We start from the raw sequence: 16,646 nt of genomic DNA, 5'->3' as shown, positions 1-16,646 counted from the left end.
TACAGTATTTTAGAGAAAAGTTGTTTATGATAACATGGAAATAGCCCGTTTTACGCCAGCTACTAAAATATCAATTTCTTCTTTAGTGTTGTAAAAGCTTAAGCTTGCACGTACTGTTCCGGGAATGCCATAAAAATCCATAATGGGTTGTGCACAATGGTGGCCTGTACGTACGGCAATGCCTAATTTATCAAGTATTGAACCAATATCGTAGGGGTGAATGCCTTTAATATTAAAAGAAATCACGGAAGTTTTTTTTGGTGCAGTGCCGTATATTTTTAAGTCATCTATAGTGAGCAACTGTTCTGTGGCATATTCTAAAAGCTCATTTTCATAAGCGGCTATGGCTTCAAATCCAAGCTGGTTCATATAATCTAGGGCAGCTCCAAAAGCGATGCCACCGCAGATATTAGGTGTTCCTGCTTCAAATTTATGAGGTAGATCTGCGTATGTTGTTTTAGCAAAAGTAACCTCAGCAATCATTTCACCACCTCCTTGATAGGGTGGCAGTTTTTGCAACCATTCTTCTTTGCCATATAGCATGCCAACTCCTGTAGGGCCACACATTTTATGTGCAGATACAACGTAGAAGTCTACATCTAGGGCTTGTACGTCTGCCTTTATATGTGGTGCTGCTTGAGCACCATCTATTAAAACAGCGGCACCAACCTTGTGAGCGGCACTTATAATTTCTTTGATCGGGTTCACCGTTCCAAGGGCATTGGAAACGTGATTGCAAAACACTAATTTGGTTTTGTCTGATAATAAATGGTGATATTCACTCATTTCCAATGCGCCTTCCAGGTTCATTGGAATTACCTTTAAAATAGCTCCTGTACGCTCGCACAACATTTGCCAAGGAACAATATTGGAGTGGTGTTCTAGGGCAGAAACTATAATTTCATCTCCTTTTTTTAGGAGTGATGAAAAACCATTTGCCACCAAATTAATACCGTGAGTTGTTCCGGCAGTAAAAATTATTTCATGGGATAGCTTTGCATTAAAGTGCTGCTGAATTTTTAATCGGGCTCCTTCGTATTTATCTGTAGCCTCTTGTGAAAGTGTATGTACGCCTCGGTGAATATTGGCATTGTAGCCGCTATAATAATCCACAATAACGTCTATCACTTGCTTGGGTGTTTGTGAAGTGGCGGCATTGTCTAAGTATACCAAAGGCTGCCCATTTACAGTGCGACTTAAAATGGGAAAGTCTTTGCGTATCTTTTGAATATCTAGGGTTGTTTTCTCCATAATTCTATAACCTTATAGATCGTCTTTTTCTACAAATCAAATCCTAAATTAACACCTAACTTATTGGCTATTAATTTGTTAATTCGAACCTTTAATTCTGGAATTCTTACGCTCTCTAGTACGTTATTGGCAAAGGCATACATTAACAAGGCTCTAGCCTCTTTTTTGGGAATACCTCTAGATTGTAAATAAAAGAGTGCTTCTTCATCTAGTTGACCAATGGTACAACCATGCGAACATTTTACATCATCTGCAAAAATTTCTAACTGCGGTTTTGTATTTATAGTGGCTTTGTCGCTTATTAGAATATTATTGTTTTGCTGAAAAGCATTCGTCTTTTGAGCAATTTTATCAACGATAATTTTCCCGTTAAATACACCGGTAGAATTTTCCGCAAAAATACCTTTATAGTCTTGGTGACTTTCACAATTTGGTTCTATATGATGTACTAAAGTGTGGTGGTCTACATGTTGTTTCTCTCCAATGATCGTAATCCCTTTCATGGTAGAATCTATACGTTCCCCGTTTTGATAAAAATTAAGGTTGTTCCGTATAAGTTTACCTCCAAAAGAAAACGTATGTACTTTAACATGGCTATTGTCTTTTTGGTCTACATAGGTGTTGTCTATTAAAGTAGCAGCATCATTATCATTCTGTACCTTGTAATAATCTACTATTGCATTCTTAGCAGCAAATATCTCAGTAACAGAATTCGTTAAAACCGCATGATTTGTTAAACTTTGGTGCCGCTCAATAATTTGCATTTCTGAATTTTCTTCAGCGATAACGAGGTTCCGTGGTTGCAACATTAATGCGGTATCATTACCGGTTGAAAAATGTATAATTTCTATCGGTTTTTTAGGGACTTTGTTTTTTGGGATGTATATATAAGCACCTTCCCTACTAAACGCCGTATTCAAGGTGGTTAAAGATTCTTCTTTTGAGGCCACTTTATTAAAGTATACATCGATAACAGCCTTGTACATTGGTTTTGTCAATGCAGAGCTCATAAGGCAGATATCTACACCGTCATGGGTGGTTTCGGACAAGTTGGAGCTAAATACACCATCTATAAATACAATTTTGTACGTATCTATTTGGTGAATAAAATACTTTTTAACATCCTTATATTCTAAAGAACTTTCCTTTTTAGGGAAAATGCTAAAATCTATTTTTTGTAAGCTGTTTAATGAAGTGTATTTCCAAGCTTCTTCTTTTCTAGAAGGAAAACCTTTGGTTTCAAAATTCTTGATCGCTTCTGTACGAACATCATGCACTGGGTTGTGTACATCAATATTGTTCTCGAAAGCTAAAAATGAAGAAACTAATTTATCTTTTAAATCCATATTCTTTAGTATTAAGTAGTAAGTATTAAACAAGGAGGCGCTTTGAAGTGCCATTCAAATTTTAACCTTAGTACTTTTTAAACTGCCGCTTCTTGCTTAATCCAATCGTATCCTTTTTCTTCTAACTCTAAAGCAAGGTCTTTGGTTCCCGATTTAACTATTTTACCATTGTGTAAAACATGAACAAAATCTGGAACAATGTATTCCAATAGACGTTGGTAGTGGGTAATGATTACAATAGCGTTGTCTTTGTTCTTTAGTTTATTTACGCCATTTGCTACGATGCGTAAGGCATCTATATCTAAGCCAGAATCTGTTTCATCTAAAATGGCTAGTTTTGGCTCTAACATGGCCATTTGAAAAATCTCATTACGTTTTTTTTCTCCACCTGAAAAACCTTCGTTTAACGAACGGGATAAAAATTTGCGATCTATTTCTAACAACTCAGATTTTTCACGAATAAGCTTCAGCATATCTTTGGCAGGCATATCATCTAATCCTCTTGATTTCCGAGACTCATTAATAGCGGTTTTCATAAAGTTTGTTACAGAAACACCGGGAATTTCAACGGGATATTGAAACGATAAGAAAACGCCATTGTGCGCTCTTTCTTCAGGAGAAAGATCTTCAATGTTTTCTCCGTTTAAGAAAATATCTCCTTTGGTAACCTCGTAAGTTTCGTTACCAGCTATAACAGAGGCTAATGTGCTTTTTCCAGAACCGTTTGGTCCCATAATAGCATGTACTTCACCAGCATTAACTTCTAAGTTAATTCCTTTTAATATTCCTTTGCCTTCTACACTTGCGTGTAAATCTTTGATTTTAAGCATTTTATCGCTACTTTAATGTTCTTTATTATTTTTTACTTTAATCGGGTGATTTTTCTTTTTCAAGCTAAAGAGCACCACTTATGTTTCTTTGTTAGAAACAAATTAGCCTACTGAGCCTTCTAAACTAATCTCCAATAGTTTCTGTGCTTCTACAGCAAATTCCATCGGTAATTTGTTGAGAACTTCTTTACTAAAACCATTGACAATTAAGGCAATTGCTTTTTCAGTAGTAATACCCCTTTGGTTACAATAGAAAATTTGATCTTCACCAATTTTACTTGTTGTAGCCTCATGTTCTATCATTGCAGTTTTGTTTTTTGCTTCGATATATGGGAAAGTGTGTGCACCACACTCATTGCCCATTAAAAGCGAATCGCACTGCGAAAAGTTACGCGCATTATCTGCACGGCTACTAACCTGCACCAATCCACGGTAGCTGTTCTGAGATTTGCCGGCAGAGATACCTTTAGAAATAATAGTACTTCTTGTGTTCTTGCCAAGGTGAATCATTTTGGTACCGGTATCTGCTTGTTGGTGATTATTGGTAACCGCAATAGAATAAAACTCGCCTATAGAATTATCACCTTTTAAAATACAAGATGGATATTTCCATGTTACAGCAGAACCCGTTTCTACTTGTGTCCATGACACTTTTGCGTTTTTCTCGCAAATTGCTCTTTTGGTTACAAAATTATAAACACCACCCTTACCTTCTTTGTTTCCAGGGAACCAGTTTTGCACAGTAGAATATTTAATTTCTGCGTCATCCATTGCGATTAACTCTACAACAGCGGCGTGCAGCTGATTTTCATCTCTAGATGGAGCTGTACATCCTTCCAAATAACTTACATAACTTCCTTCATCAGCAACGACTAAAGTACGCTCAAATTGACCCGTACCAGCTTGGTTAATTCTAAAGTAGGTAGAAAGCTCCATAGGGCAACGAACGCCTTTTGGAATGTAGCAAAAAGAACCATCGGTAAATACAGCAGAGTTTAAGGCGGCATAAAAGTTATCCGTTGTAGGAACTACAGTTCCCATATACTTACGCACCAATTCTGGATGTTGTTGAATTGCCTCCGAAATTGGCATAAAAATTATTCCTTTTTCTGCCAAGGTCTTTTGAAACGTAGTTGCCACTGATACAGAATCTACAACGATATCTACAGCAACATTTTGCAATTTCTTTTGTTCATCTACTGAAATGCCTAATTTCTTGTACATTTCTAATAATTCTGGGTCTACATCACCTAAGGTTTTGTTAGGATCTGCTTTTTTAGGAGCAGAATAATAGCTAATGGCCTGAAAATCTGGTTTCGTATAATGAACATTTGCCCATTCTGGTTCTACCATCTTCTCCCAAACTCGATAGGCTTCAATTCGCCAATCGGTCATCCATTGTGGTTCATTTTTCTTTTTGGAAATAGCTACTACGATTTCTTCACTTAGTCCTATTGGAAAAGTGTCAGATTCTATGTCTGTGTAAAAACCGTATTCGTATTCTTTGGTTTCTAACTCTTTCTTTAACTCTTCTTCTGTATATGCCATAATCCTCATTTACTTCCCCTAAGGGAAATTTCATTTGTTCAATAGTTTAACACTTTTCAATAAAATATTTTTTATAACAATTTTAGCAACATTTTGGCAATAAGGGTTATAGTGAAAAACTTTCACCACAACCACAGGTTCTTTGCGCATTTGGGTTATTAAACACAAACCCTTTTCCGTTTAATCCGCCAGAATACTCCAAAGTAGTTCCTACTAGGTATAAAAAACTTTTTTTATCTACTACAATTCGCACTGCGTTGTCTTCAAAAACTTTATCTGTTTCAACCGTAGTTTTATCAAAATCTAACTCATATGACAAACCACTGCATCCACCACTTTTTACTCCAACACGCACAAAATCCTTTTCAGCATCAAAGCCACCTTCTGTCATTAAATCAATGACTCTCTTTTTTGCTGTTTCTGAGACTTTTATCATATTAATCTTAATTTAAATTAGACTGCTACACAAATTTTATTTGGTTTAGTTCTAAATAATTTACAAATATAAGGTATAAGTAGGGTTTTACCATAGTTCCTAACATTAATATAACGAATGTTGGCATAGGATTTTTCTATGAGGAATAGAGAAAAAAAATAATGATGGCTATTGCAGCATAATAATTATGGCGTCTGCCTCTCCTTTAGGTTGAAGGTTTGGGAAATCTGTACTTTGTGATTCTCCCACCATGAGGAGTTTATTACCGAAAGTTTCAAGGGCATCAAAGCCAAAATCTAGATGTGAACCACCTATTGTTTTTTGCCAAAGCAGTGTTCCATTTTTATCCGTTTTTAAAATCCAAAAATCGTTTTCCCCAGCATTTTCGGTTAAGTCGCCATCCGTACTTTTAGAATTTCCTGAAATTACATAACCGCCATCTGAGGTTGTATGTACACTTTGTGCTGCATCAAATCGAGTTCCGCCAAAGGTTTTTTCCCATAACAAGTTACCATTGTCATCTACTTTTATAAGCCAAACATCTGATTCTCCGTTATTTTTTGACACATCGGTATCACTACTAAAAGTATTTCCAGTAATTATATAGGCCTGGTCTAATGTCTTTGCGATGTCATACGAAATTTCTATTCCTGTACCTCCAAAAGACCGTTCCCATAACAAATCTCCTTGACTGTTTATTTTAAGCATCCAAAAATCATAACTTCCTTTTGTGTTGGAGATATCAAAATCGTCACTCTCTGAAAAGCCCGATAATAAAAAACCTCCATCATTTGCTTGTACCACTCCATGTGCTCTATCGTTATTGCTTCCCCCAAAAAATCTACGCCATTCTAAATCTCCGTTTGCCGTTAGTTTAGTACCCCAGAATTCTCCCACGCCATGGCTTGCTAGGTTGTTTCTTTTGCCATAATTTCCATCACCGTTAGAGGCAGTAACATCTAAAAATCCAGCAAAGAAAAACCCTCCGTCTGTGGTTTGCACAATATCATACGAATGGTCATGGCCCGAAAATCCAAAACTACGTTCCCATTGTATTGATCCGCTGGCATCTAATTTTACAACCCAATTGTCATGAAACCCTTCATTGTTACTTGCATCACCATCACTACTTCTGCTATAGCCAATTAAAGCGAATCCACCATCTGCCGTTTGTATTAGATTTTTTCCAATATCGTCATCAGAACCACCATATGTTTTACTCCATTCTAAATTACCTTCATTATCTAGTTTTAGCAACCAATAATCATTTACGGCTGTGGTTTTATGGGCTAAATCTCCATTCACACTATTGCTATAACCTAAAATAGCAAACCCTCCATCAATAGTTTTAATTACAGCTTGCGCTGTGTCATAGCCAGAGCCTCCAAAACTTTTAACCCAAGCGATCTCTCCTAAGAATCCTTTTTTGTCGCCTTTGGGTTCTAAGCTATCTTTAGAACAGGCAATAACTAAGAATGATAATAAAATCAATTTTAAGTGCTTCATATCATCAACATATTTTAAGGTAGATTGTGGTTGTGATTACTCGGATTTTTTAATTACAAAAAATCCAGATTCGGTATCATTTAAAATAATTTTTCCACTTTCAAAATAGGGGTAAATACTCCATAATGCTTTTGTTCCAGCCGTATTATTTGTTGGGAAGGTATCAAAATAAGCACTTTCAGTTAATAATTTTCCATTAATGTTTGTGAGGTCTAATACTCGCATTCCGGCTGTATAGTTCGCCAAGAAAAATTGATTCCCTTTTACATATCCATTGTGATCAGTTGCGGCTGTTTCTCCTAGATAAGTGGTGTGTAAGGTTGGTGATTCTAGGTCTGAAAAATCAAATACTAAGGTTCGGGTATTAAAACCATAGTTAATTTCATCTGTTTCATCGCCCAAAATAAAATAAGTATGGTCTTCTGTAAACCAGCCTTGATGGGTGTATCCTGTTTGGTTGTAGGAAATTGTTGCAATTTCTTGGACAGCAGTTTTATCGGTTACATCGATTAAAACTACTTGATCTTCATTTGCTCCAATAAAAATCTCTTTCCCAGTATAAGCTGTATCCGGGCCGTTATAGGTAACTACTTGTGCGTCATGCGTATAACCGTTAGCGGCATATCCTCCGGCTGCTACGGGTGCTTTTGGATCCTTGATGTTGATAAAATGTACGCCACCTGCATAGGCATCATTTCTAGCGGTTCCAACAACATAAGCAAAGCCTGTGTTTTCATTGATGACAATATTGTGTGCATTTCCAAACCCGGTATAGTGTGCGTCTGTCGTAAAAGTTATGGGAGCATTTGTCACCGTTCTTAATTTTGCAAGGTCAAAAACCTGCATGCCGTGGTTTTCTGCTTCAGAAACAATAAAAGCGTGATTGTCATATACTTTTATATCTCTCCAAAAACTACTTACGGTTGCCGTTGGCAGCTTGCCCAGGTACCTAAGGTTTTCCATGTCTGTAATGTCTACAAAGGCCGTTCCGTTTTTTAGACCAACCAAGGCGTATTCTTTGTCGGTTGTAGGATCTGTCCATCCCCAAACATCATTAGCAAAGTCGGTACCCATATCTGTTAAGGTGAGTCTCGCTAGTAAATCATATCCATTACAAGGGTAAATTCCCGCAAAACCATCGATACAAGGGGATGTTACTTTGGAGTCATTCTCTATTTGCTCTTCTTCAAAAGAAGATTCCTTGTTTTTGGAACAGCTACAAATAATACATAGCAATAGGAGGAAAAGCGGTATCTTTTTCAAAATGGATTTTTTTTAAATAAAGTGAATTGTTGTAAAGATACAATGAACTTGGTTATACACTTTAATTGACCGATGAATTGCGCCAAAACAAAAGATTTAAATTGTGTTCTAGAAAGAATTTGAGATAAAACAAACACCGCAACAATTTTTTTCGGACATAATCCTTAGAATTACAAAATTTAAATTAACTTGAACTGCGTTTTAATAATCCAAAAAAACTTTCTGAGAATTATGTCTAAAAAGAAGACCAAAACTAGTCCCAAATCACGAAGAGAATTTATTAAAGGAGCTGGCTTAGCCACGGCCGGGTTTATGATAGTGCCTAGGCATGTCATGGGTGGCCCCGGTTTTGTTGCGCCAAGTGATAAACTAAATATTGCCGGTATTGGGGCAGGAGGTAAAGGCCAAAGTGATATCGCTTCCTTTGCAGAAAGCCCAAACGTAAATATTGTTGGTCTTTGTGATGTCGATGATAGACAGGCTGTGAAGTCTAGGGCATCTTTTCCAAACGCGAAGTACTACAATGACTTTAGGGAAATGCTAGAAAAAGAAGGGAAAAATATTGATGCAGTTTCTGTGTCTACACCAGATCATAACCACGCTGTAGCGGCCTATATGGCTATGCAAATGGGTAAACATGTTTATGTGCAAAAACCACTTACACATGATATTTGGGAAGCAAGAATGTTAACTGAAGCAGCTAAAAAATACAAAGTAGTTACGCAGATGGGGAATCAAGGTGGTTCTGGAGATGGTGTACGAAAAATGAAAGAAATTTATGATACAGGTATTATAGGAGATGTACATACTGTAAAATGCTGGACCAATAGGGCTATTTGGCCACAAGCTTTACAGACGCCAACCAAAAAAGACAAAATTCCAAAAGGATTAAATTGGGACTTGTGGTTGGGAACAGCAGAAATGCGCGATTATAATGAAGCCTACCTTCCTTTTGATTGGAGAGGTTGGTCAGATTTTGGTACAGGAGCTCTAGGTGATATGGCTTGTCATATAATGGATCCGGTTTATAGAATCTTGCCAATACTTTATCCGGACAGCGTTGAATGCAGTGTTTCAGATTCATTTAAAGGGAAATTTGAAACTGCGGATTACCCTAAAAGTTTTCCAAATTCTAGTAAAATACACTTAAGTTACCCAAGAACAGATGGCAAGGGAAAAATAAAAGTTACTTGGATGGATGGTGGATTACTACCAGAGCGACCAGAGGAAATGGGCGATGATGAGGCTTTAGGAAACTGGGATGGAGGTGCCCTTTTTATTGGTACCAAAGGAAAATTATTATGTGATTGTTATGGGGGTAACCCACGGTTGCTACCCTTGACATTAAACGAACAATTTGAAGTAGAGGAAACTATCGCTAGGGTGCCGGAAGGTCATTATTTACAATGGGTAAATGCATGTATGGCGGGTTACGGTAATGCGGAGACGAGTTCTTCTTTTGATTATGCAGGACCATTTACAGAAAGTATTCTAATTGGGAACCTGGCTCTTAAAGCTTATTTTGAGGTAGATCCAAAAGCAGACAAAGGCAGCTTCTGGGGAGGCTCTAAATACAATGGTAGAAAACGTTTGCTATGGGATGCCGAGCAAATGAAAATTACCAATTTTGATGCTGCAAATAAATACGTAAAACGCAACTATAGAGAAGGCTATTCTTTAGGGAAATAAGAGATCTAATTTTCAGATAAAGCACCCCTCTATAAAAAGTAGATTCCTACTTTTTATAGAGGGGTGTGTTTTTATTTAAGTAGAAGCGGTAACATCAAAAATTTACTTCTTACTTTTGCAAAATGTTAGACGATAAGAACCCCAAAAGGACATCGCTTGAAGAATTAGGCGAGTTTGGTTTAATTAACCACCTTACAAAAGATTTTACCTTACAACACAAATCTTCCATAAAAGGAATTGGTGATGATGCTGCTGTTTTGGATTTTAAAAATAATAAGACCGTAATTTCTACCGATTTGCTTGTTGAAGGTATTCATTTCGATTTAAGCTATATGCCGTTAAAGCATCTAGGCTATAAAGCCGTAATGGTTAATTTGTCTGACATCTATGCAATGAATGCTGTAGCTACACAGATTACGGTTTCCATTGCCGTTTCCAATCGGTTTCCATTAGAGGCTTTGGAAGAATTGTATAGTGGTATTGGATTGGCTGCAAAAAAATACAATGTAGATGTTGTAGGTGGTGATACAACTTCCTCTACTAAGGGAATGCTGATTAGCATTACGGCCATAGGGGAGGCAAAAGAAGAAGATTTAGTGTATAGATCTGGTGCAAAACCCAATGATCTCCTAGTTGTTACTGGAGATTTGGGAGGAGCGTATATGGGCTTACAAGTTTTAGAAAGAGAAAAGGAAGTATTTAAGGTGAATCCGAATAGTAATCCAGATTTATCAATGTACTCTTATATTGTTGAAAGGCAGCTAAAACCAGAAGCACGTAAAGATATTATTCCTTTGCTAGACGCCTTAGGGGTTAAGCCTACGTCAATGATTGATATTAGTGATGGATTGTCTTCCGAAATATTACATATTTGCGACCAAAGCAAGGTAGGTTGTAATTTATTTGAAGATAAAATACCGTTAGACCCTACAGTTATTAGTGCTTGCGAAGAATTTGAAATTGATAGTACTACGGTTGCTTTAAATGGAGGAGAAGATTATGAGTTATTGTTTACTATAGACCAAAAAGAATTCCCGAAAATCAAAGGCAATCCTAACTTAACGGTCATAGGGCACATGACAGAAACGAATGAGGGAGTACATTTAATTTCCAGGAATAATAGTAAAATTCCGATAACCGCTCAGGGTTGGAATTCGCTCGCCAAAGCATAATTAAGCCACCTGTTGGTGGCTTTCATGTTTTTTCTGATATATTTCTTGCAAGGTATTGTTGATGTCTTCTAACTCAGGCGTGAGCGTAGAAAGATTGCCACTAACATCTGTTGTAACTTGTTTTTTACAGTGTATACACTCGTACTCCTTAATGTGTGAAGTCACTTTTTTTGAAACTGCATAATAGTGTCCAAAAATACCACAGCACATTGAATTAAACAATGAGCCGTAAGAGGAGAAAACTTTTTTCATAGGGTAGGTATAGTTGCTTGTTTTGGTTGAAACCTAATGTAGCACGATTAATTAAAATTTGGGTTAAACAATTTTTTTATTCAATTGTTTTTATCTAAACGCAGGGACTCTTATAATATTGAGCCACTACTAGTTTTTTTCGATAAACGGCATTTTTTTCGATAAACGGCACTATTTCAATACCATATAGTGCTGTTTGTAGCCTTGTATAAATGTTTTATCTTTCCCAAAAAATAGCACTCATTTAATGAATAAAACGAAAGAAACTGTCGTAACTGCTTTTGCCTTGTTTTCTCTCTTTTTTGGAGCAGGTAATTTAATATTACCACCTTTACTTGGATTTAATTCTGGAAACCTTTGGTGGTTAGTGGCATTAGGCTTTTGTATTTCTGCCGTTCTTATTCCTATCTTAGGAATATTTGCACATGCAAAACTACAGGGAACCATATTTGACTTTGGAAAAAAGGTTTCCCCTACTTTTAGTATTATCTATTCGCTACTAATTTATGCTATATCAGTTAGTTTACCATCGCCTAGAACGGCATCTGTAACGCATGAAATAGCCGTAGCGCCATTTTTTAATATACCGTCTATTTATACCAGTATTGTGTATTTTGGTTTGGTCTTGGTTTTTGTCTTAAACAGGTCTAAACTCTTAAATATTATAGGTAAATTTTTAACTCCTGCAATTCTTATAATTTTAGTAGCCATCATTGGTGTTACCTTGTTTTCGTTTGACTTTTCATTTGGCTCCTTGGTTATGGCGAATCCGTTTACAGCTGGTATTTTAGAAGGATATCAAACGTTTGATGCCATTGGTGCTGTAGTTGTGGGTGGTGTAATCATCATTTCTATCAATCTAAAAAATAAAGAAGCGTCCTATGCTGATAAAAGAACTCTAATTCGCAGGGCTGGATCACTGGCGGGTTTAGGCTTGTTTCTAATTTATGGCGGACTTATCATTACAGGAGCTTTAATGCATGGGAGTTTTGAAGCAACCATAAATAGGACAGCTCTTTTAAATGGTATTAGTGTGAAAACACTTGGCAATGCTGCCAATGTTTTTTTGAGTATCTTGGTTGGTTTGGCTTGTTTTACTACAGCAGTTGGTATTGTGACAGGAACATCAGATTTTATCAAATATAAGTTTTCAGATTCTAGAAATGCGTATACACTTACCGCTGTAGTAGGATGTGTATTAGGTGTGTTAATGGGGCAGTTTAATGTTGCTCACATAATTGCAGTAGCTGTGCCTGCATTATTATTTATATATCCAATTACCATTGTTTTAATTCTTTTGAATATAGTTCCAAATAGATATGCTTCCCCTAAAGTTTTTAAGATTGTTGTTTATACCACCATGTTTTTTAGTGTGCCAGATTTTCTAAGTAGTATAGGAATAGAGGATTTTTCTAATTTTTTTACAAAATGGATACCACTTAGCAGCTTTAGCCTTGGGTGGGTCATACCGGCAATTATTGGATTTGTAATTGGAAATTTACGAAAGCCAGATTCTAATGCGGTATAATATTTGAAGTTTATAAAACAAATGGCATTGATGGTAATACCATTTGTTTTTTTAATAATTTTACAAAAGATATGAGTATTTGGCGCAACCCTTTTTTTCTTGCCTACTTTCTGGGATTTTTTGTTTTCCAGGGCATTGGGTATGGGCAAGAAATAGAAGATACTGCTGAGGTATTTTTAGAAGAATATTCAGATGAGTTTCAGGAGCATTTTTTTGAAGCATTAAAACAAAAAGGCATTGAAAATTACGACCGAGCAATTCATAGCCTACTGATCTGTAAAAAATTACAGCCTACAAATAGTGCCGTAACCAACGAGCTTGCAAAAGCTTATTTGGCCGATAAAAAGTTTGTGTTAGCACAAGAGCAGGCAGAAGCATCTGTTAATGCAGCACCTACAAACATGTGGTTTTTACAAACGCTGATGCATACATTAAAAAGTCAGCAAAAAAAAATTGAGGACCTAAAAGAAATAGTACCTTATTCAAATCCAAAACTGAAAGAAAACCTTGCGCACCTATTGTATTTGGAAAGAGATTATGATACTGCAGAAGCGGTGGTAAAAGAATTAGAGCCCAGTGTTTTTAAAAATAGTATAAAGGCAAGGGTAGAAGATGCCATAGCCCAACGGAGAAACAAAACTTCGGTTGTTGCTCCTAGCGCGGTCACTAATACCTCATTGGCTATAAGCAGCCCTGTAGAAAACTACAAATCTGTTCTAAAGGACATACTGTTACAAAAAAACTATGACCTATTAAAAAAAACAGCCAACGAAGCACTAGAAAGTTATCCATCACAACCCTATTTTCACTATGCTTTAGGAGTTGCATATAACGGGGAAAAGGAAGCTTCCGCTGCCGTGAAATCTTTAGATACAGCCTTGGAGTATCTCATTGACGATATGTTGTTACAAGATCAGATTTATATAGCCTTGGTTACCGCCTATACGGTATTAGGTAATGCGACAAAGGCCAATATGTATCAATTAAAAATTAAAGCTAAAAATTAAAATGATAAAAACACCCCAAATAATTAATAAATTAGGAATGACACTAGTTGTTGCCATTTTTCTGGTTTCTTGTAAATCAAAGAAAATAATTGCAGGTGGAAATCTAGGAGATATAAAATTAAATACAAAGACCTTAGTAAAAAATCACTATGCCAATGCTTTAGATTTTAAAACCCTTCGTGGGCGTTTAAAAATTGATTTTTCTGATGGAAGCGATTCTCAGGCCTATACCGTTAGTTTTAGAATGGAAAAGGATAAAGCGATATGGATTAGTGCTACCTTAGGCATTGTAAAGGCGTATATAACACCAACGCGAGTGAGTTTTTATAACAGCTTACAAAGTGAGTATTTTGATGGGGATTTCTCCTACATAAGTAACCTTTTGGGAACCGAGTTGGATTTTGAAAAATTACAAAATTTATTATTGGGACAGGCTTTGTTTGATTTGCGAAAAGATAAATATACTACCCAGGAATTTAATGGGCAATACCAACTAGAACCTAAAAAAGCAAATGAACTGTTTAAAACATTATTACAAATAGAACCCTTAAACTATAAGGTAGCGGGACTGCAATTGACACAGCCGCTAAAAGATAGAATACTGGATGTACATTATAAAAATTATCAAGAGGTCGATAAAAAATTAGTGCCAAATATTATAGATATCTATGTAAAAGATAAAAATAAGGAAAACAATATAGCACTGACATTTAAGAATATTGAGATAAATAAGAATTTTAATTTTCCGTATAAAATACCCAATGGATTTTCGAAAATTACTTTAGAATAAATCGATGAATAGATTACAACATTTTAGCATTCTAATTCCAGTTCTGTTTTTGTTAACTGTGGGGGTGTTGTCTGCACAAACTAATGAACAAAAGGCATTGGAAAGAAAACGGGCGCAAATCCAAAAGGATATTCGTGAAATGAATAGGTTGCTTTTTGCTGAAACCAAGGAAAAAGGCAACGTATTAGATCAAATGGATGGCTTGGAACAAAAAATAAATGCCCAACAACAATTAATACGGGTTACCAACGAACAGTCTAACTTGTTAAACCGACAAATTAATGCCAATGTCCGGAACATTAGTGCCTTAAAAAAGGACTTGTTGACCTTGAAGGAAGATTATGCGCAAATGATACAGAAATCGTATCAAAACAAATCACAAGAAAGTAGATTGATGTTCTTGCTCTCCTCAGAGAGTTTTCTGCAAGCCTTTAAGCGTATGCAGTATATGAAACAATATACACAGTACCGTAAAGAACAAGGAATTGTTATCGTTGCAAAGGCAGATACCCTAAATAAAACCAATCAATCTTTAATTGCTCAGCGCAAGCTAAAGGAGCAATTGTTAAAAGAAAATGTAGCTTCCAGAAAAGAATTAGAATCAGAAAAAAAGGCTAAAGATGCCTTGTTGCGGACTATCAAAAAGAATGAAACTCAATATACCGCTACTATAAATAAGAAAAAAAGTGAAGCCAGAAAAATTGACCAGCAAATAGAAAAATTAATTCGTTCGGCCATTGCTGCGTCTAATAAAAAGACAACAGGAAATAGTACCGTAGCATCTAGTAGTACCAAATTTGTACTTACGCCAGAAGCTAAAATAGTAGCCAATAATTTTACGGCCAACAAAGGAAAACTTATTTGGCCGGTAGAAAAGGGGTTTAAGAGCAAAGGTTTTGGTGTTTATAAAGATGCCGTTTATCCGGGTATTAAACATCAAAACAATGGTGTTGTTATTGCGACGGACAAAGGCGCACAAGCCCGTTCTATTTTTAATGGGGAAGTAATAGCTGTGATCACAGTTCCTGGTGGTAATAAAGGAGTGCAAATAAAACACGGTAACTATATTAGTACCTATTACAATCTTTCTAAGACCTATGTAGAAAAGGGAGACAAAGTAAATACCAAAGAAGCTATTGGTGAAATTTTTACCAATAGGTTTAATGGGCAAACCATCCTTAAGTTTTATTTGTATAAGGACATTACCAAGTTAAATCCTGAAGAATGGATTTTCCAAATGTGATAGAATTTTAACAAATAGAAACCACAACGCATTAAAACATTTTTTATATTTAGTAAAAATATAAGTTATGAGAAATATATGTATTGCCGTTTTTTTTATCATGGCTTCCTTCGCAAATGCACAATTAAATTCAGGTGTTTTTCTATCTGAAGAAAAACAGGGGAATGTTAGCTTGGTGCATGAATTGAAAATTGATGACACCTATTTTGTAGCAACGGTATACCAAAAAAATCCAGCTAAGTTTATCAAAACCCAAGGAGGATTTTACACAGTAGAAGGCAATCAACTCAGGGTAAAATTAGAGTTTAATTCCAATTTTCAAGAAGATGGTGTAAAAGAGTTGGTTTATAGTTTTATACAAAATAAAAAGGAACTAAAACTAGAGGCAGATACTGTAAAAAGCTATACCAAGAGTAATGAGAGTCCAATAGACTTAAATGGAAAGTGGCTAATTACTGGCAGGGGAGATCAAAGTTTTGATAAGGCTGAAGTATTCAAAAAGCCGAGAAAAACAATGAAATTTTTATACAATGGCCATTTTCAATGGATCGCTTTTAATTCAGATACCTTTCAGTTTTCTGGAACTGGAGGAGGAACTTACGAGGCTAAAAATGGAACATATATAGAGAAAATAGCCTATTTCTCTAGGGATGATAGTAGAGTAGGTGCTGCTCTAGATTTTAAATATGAGATAAAGAATGGTGATTGGCACCATAGTGGTAAAAGTAGCAAAGGAGCGGATATTTATGAGGTGTGGTCTATTCGTGAATAGTGTTCCAGAACGA

At 36.0% G+C, this 16,646-nt stretch carries 15 protein-coding genes; 7 read left to right on the top strand and 8 right to left on the bottom strand.

All coding sequences use genetic code 11. From position 1 onward, the window contains the following. Window positions 1-24 precede the first annotated feature (24 nt). The 7 genes from MWU65_RS01640 to MWU65_RS01610 all read right to left on the bottom strand — a co-directional run bounded on the left by MWU65_RS01640 (window position 25) and on the right by MWU65_RS01610 (window position 8,180). Complete coding sequence (locus MWU65_RS01640; protein ID WP_247075195.1) at window positions 25-1,251, bottom strand: cysteine desulfurase; 1,227 nt, start codon at window positions 1,249-1,251, stop codon at window positions 25-27. Window positions 1,252-1,280: 29 nt separating this feature from the next. Next, window positions 1,281-2,597 carry a Fe-S cluster assembly protein SufD gene (gene sufD, locus MWU65_RS01635; RefSeq protein ID WP_247075194.1) on the bottom strand — a complete coding sequence of 439 codons (1,317 nt, stop codon included), beginning with the start codon at window positions 2,595-2,597 and terminating at the stop codon, window positions 1,281-1,283. A 77-nt stretch (window positions 2,598-2,674) separates the two neighbouring features. After that, on the bottom strand, window positions 2,675-3,427 hold the full coding sequence (sufC, locus tag MWU65_RS01630; RefSeq protein ID WP_247075193.1) for a Fe-S cluster assembly ATPase SufC: 753 nt from the start codon (window positions 3,425-3,427) through the stop codon (window positions 2,675-2,677). 102 nt (window positions 3,428-3,529) lie between these two features. After that, window positions 3,530-4,975, bottom strand: a complete 1,446-nt coding sequence (gene sufB, locus MWU65_RS01625) for a Fe-S cluster assembly protein SufB (protein WP_247075192.1) — start codon at window positions 4,973-4,975, stop codon at window positions 3,530-3,532. Window positions 4,976-5,081: 106 nt separating this feature from the next. After that, entirely contained in the window at window positions 5,082-5,411 is a 330-nt protein-coding gene (locus tag MWU65_RS01620; protein WP_247075191.1) for an iron-sulfur cluster assembly accessory protein, read from the bottom strand. Window positions 5,412-5,579: 168 nt separating this feature from the next. Next, window positions 5,580-6,917, bottom strand: coding sequence for a hypothetical protein (locus MWU65_RS01615; protein WP_247075190.1), 1,338 nt, complete (start codon window positions 6,915-6,917; stop codon window positions 5,580-5,582). 36 nt (window positions 6,918-6,953) lie between these two features. Continuing rightward, complete coding sequence (locus tag MWU65_RS01610; RefSeq protein WP_281500981.1) at window positions 6,954-8,180, bottom strand: choice-of-anchor B family protein; 1,227 nt, start codon at window positions 8,178-8,180, stop codon at window positions 6,954-6,956. A 231-nt stretch (window positions 8,181-8,411) separates the two neighbouring features. Here MWU65_RS01610 and MWU65_RS01605 point away from each other — a divergent pair, with 231 nt between their 5' ends. Beyond that, complete coding sequence (locus MWU65_RS01605; RefSeq protein ID WP_247075188.1) at window positions 8,412-9,869, top strand: Gfo/Idh/MocA family oxidoreductase; 1,458 nt, start codon at window positions 8,412-8,414, stop codon at window positions 9,867-9,869. A 122-nt stretch (window positions 9,870-9,991) separates the two neighbouring features. Beyond that, a complete protein-coding gene (gene thiL, locus MWU65_RS01600) occupies window positions 9,992-11,041 on the top strand; it encodes a thiamine-phosphate kinase (RefSeq protein ID WP_247075187.1) in 1,050 nt (349 codons plus the stop codon). Here the strand turns inward: thiL and MWU65_RS01595 are convergent, their stop codons facing one another. Next, complete coding sequence (locus MWU65_RS01595; protein WP_247075186.1) at window positions 11,042-11,293, bottom strand: hypothetical protein; 252 nt, start codon at window positions 11,291-11,293, stop codon at window positions 11,042-11,044. It abuts the gene before it with no gap. A gap of 247 nt (window positions 11,294-11,540) precedes the next feature. Between MWU65_RS01595 and brnQ the strand changes: the two genes are divergently transcribed. The 5 genes from brnQ to MWU65_RS01570 all read left to right on the top strand — a co-directional run bounded on the left by brnQ (window position 11,541) and on the right by MWU65_RS01570 (window position 16,633). Further along, entirely contained in the window at window positions 11,541-12,821 is a 1,281-nt protein-coding gene (brnQ, locus tag MWU65_RS01590; RefSeq protein ID WP_247075185.1) for a branched-chain amino acid transport system II carrier protein, read from the top strand. Between the two features lie 71 nt (window positions 12,822-12,892). Further along, window positions 12,893-13,828, top strand: a complete 936-nt coding sequence (locus MWU65_RS01585) for a hypothetical protein (RefSeq protein WP_247075184.1) — start codon at window positions 12,893-12,895, stop codon at window positions 13,826-13,828. Window position 13,829: 1 nt separating this feature from the next. Further along, window positions 13,830-14,618, top strand: a complete 789-nt coding sequence (locus MWU65_RS01580) for a DUF4292 domain-containing protein (RefSeq protein ID WP_247075183.1) — start codon at window positions 13,830-13,832, stop codon at window positions 14,616-14,618. A 4-nt stretch (window positions 14,619-14,622) separates the two neighbouring features. Then, the gene (locus MWU65_RS01575; RefSeq protein WP_247075181.1) at window positions 14,623-15,861 is read left to right on the top strand and encodes a peptidoglycan DD-metalloendopeptidase family protein; all 1,239 of its coding nucleotides are present in this window, start codon (window positions 14,623-14,625) and stop codon (window positions 15,859-15,861) included. Between the two features lie 67 nt (window positions 15,862-15,928). Beyond that, window positions 15,929-16,633: a hypothetical protein gene (locus tag MWU65_RS01570; protein ID WP_247075179.1), complete on the top strand. Its 705-nt coding sequence runs from the start codon at window positions 15,929-15,931 to the stop codon at window positions 16,631-16,633. Window positions 16,634-16,646: the final 13 nt, after the last annotated feature.

The sequence above is a fragment of the Cellulophaga sp. F20128 genome, from assembly GCF_023015805.1.
Classification (GTDB): domain Bacteria; phylum Bacteroidota; class Bacteroidia; order Flavobacteriales; family Flavobacteriaceae; genus Cellulophaga.
This window is presented reverse-complemented; position numbering and strand designations above follow the sequence as displayed.

What these genes read in the sequence shown, in the direction of transcription:
- brnQ (WP_247075185.1), top strand. Translation starts at nt 11,541, where the DNA reads ATGAATAAAACGAAAGAAACTGTCGTAACTGCTTTTGCCTTGTTTTCT.
- MWU65_RS01575 (WP_247075181.1), top strand. Translation starts at nt 14,623, where the DNA reads ATGAATAGATTACAACATTTTAGCATTCTAATTCCAGTTCTGTTTTTG.
- sufC (WP_247075193.1), bottom strand. Translation starts at nt 3,427, where the DNA reads ATGCTTAAAATCAAAGATTTACACGCAAGTGTAGAAGGCAAAGGAATA.
- MWU65_RS01585 (WP_247075184.1), top strand. Translation starts at nt 12,893, where the DNA reads ATGAGTATTTGGCGCAACCCTTTTTTTCTTGCCTACTTTCTGGGATTT.
- MWU65_RS01570 (WP_247075179.1), top strand. Translation starts at nt 15,929, where the DNA reads ATGAGAAATATATGTATTGCCGTTTTTTTTATCATGGCTTCCTTCGCA.
- MWU65_RS01640 (WP_247075195.1), bottom strand. Translation starts at nt 1,251, where the DNA reads ATGGAGAAAACAACCCTAGATATTCAAAAGATACGCAAAGACTTTCCC.
- sufD (WP_247075194.1), bottom strand. Translation starts at nt 2,597, where the DNA reads ATGGATTTAAAAGATAAATTAGTTTCTTCATTTTTAGCTTTCGAGAAC.
- MWU65_RS01615 (WP_247075190.1), bottom strand. Translation starts at nt 6,917, where the DNA reads ATGAAGCACTTAAAATTGATTTTATTATCATTCTTAGTTATTGCCTGT.
- MWU65_RS01620 (WP_247075191.1), bottom strand. Translation starts at nt 5,411, where the DNA reads ATGATAAAAGTCTCAGAAACAGCAAAAAAGAGAGTCATTGATTTAATG.
- MWU65_RS01580 (WP_247075183.1), top strand. Translation starts at nt 13,830, where the DNA reads ATGATAAAAACACCCCAAATAATTAATAAATTAGGAATGACACTAGTT.
- MWU65_RS01595 (WP_247075186.1), bottom strand. Translation starts at nt 11,293, where the DNA reads ATGAAAAAAGTTTTCTCCTCTTACGGCTCATTGTTTAATTCAATGTGC.
- MWU65_RS01605 (WP_247075188.1), top strand. Translation starts at nt 8,412, where the DNA reads ATGTCTAAAAAGAAGACCAAAACTAGTCCCAAATCACGAAGAGAATTT.
- thiL (WP_247075187.1), top strand. Translation starts at nt 9,992, where the DNA reads ATGTTAGACGATAAGAACCCCAAAAGGACATCGCTTGAAGAATTAGGC.
- sufB (WP_247075192.1), bottom strand. Translation starts at nt 4,975, where the DNA reads ATGGCATATACAGAAGAAGAGTTAAAGAAAGAGTTAGAAACCAAAGAA.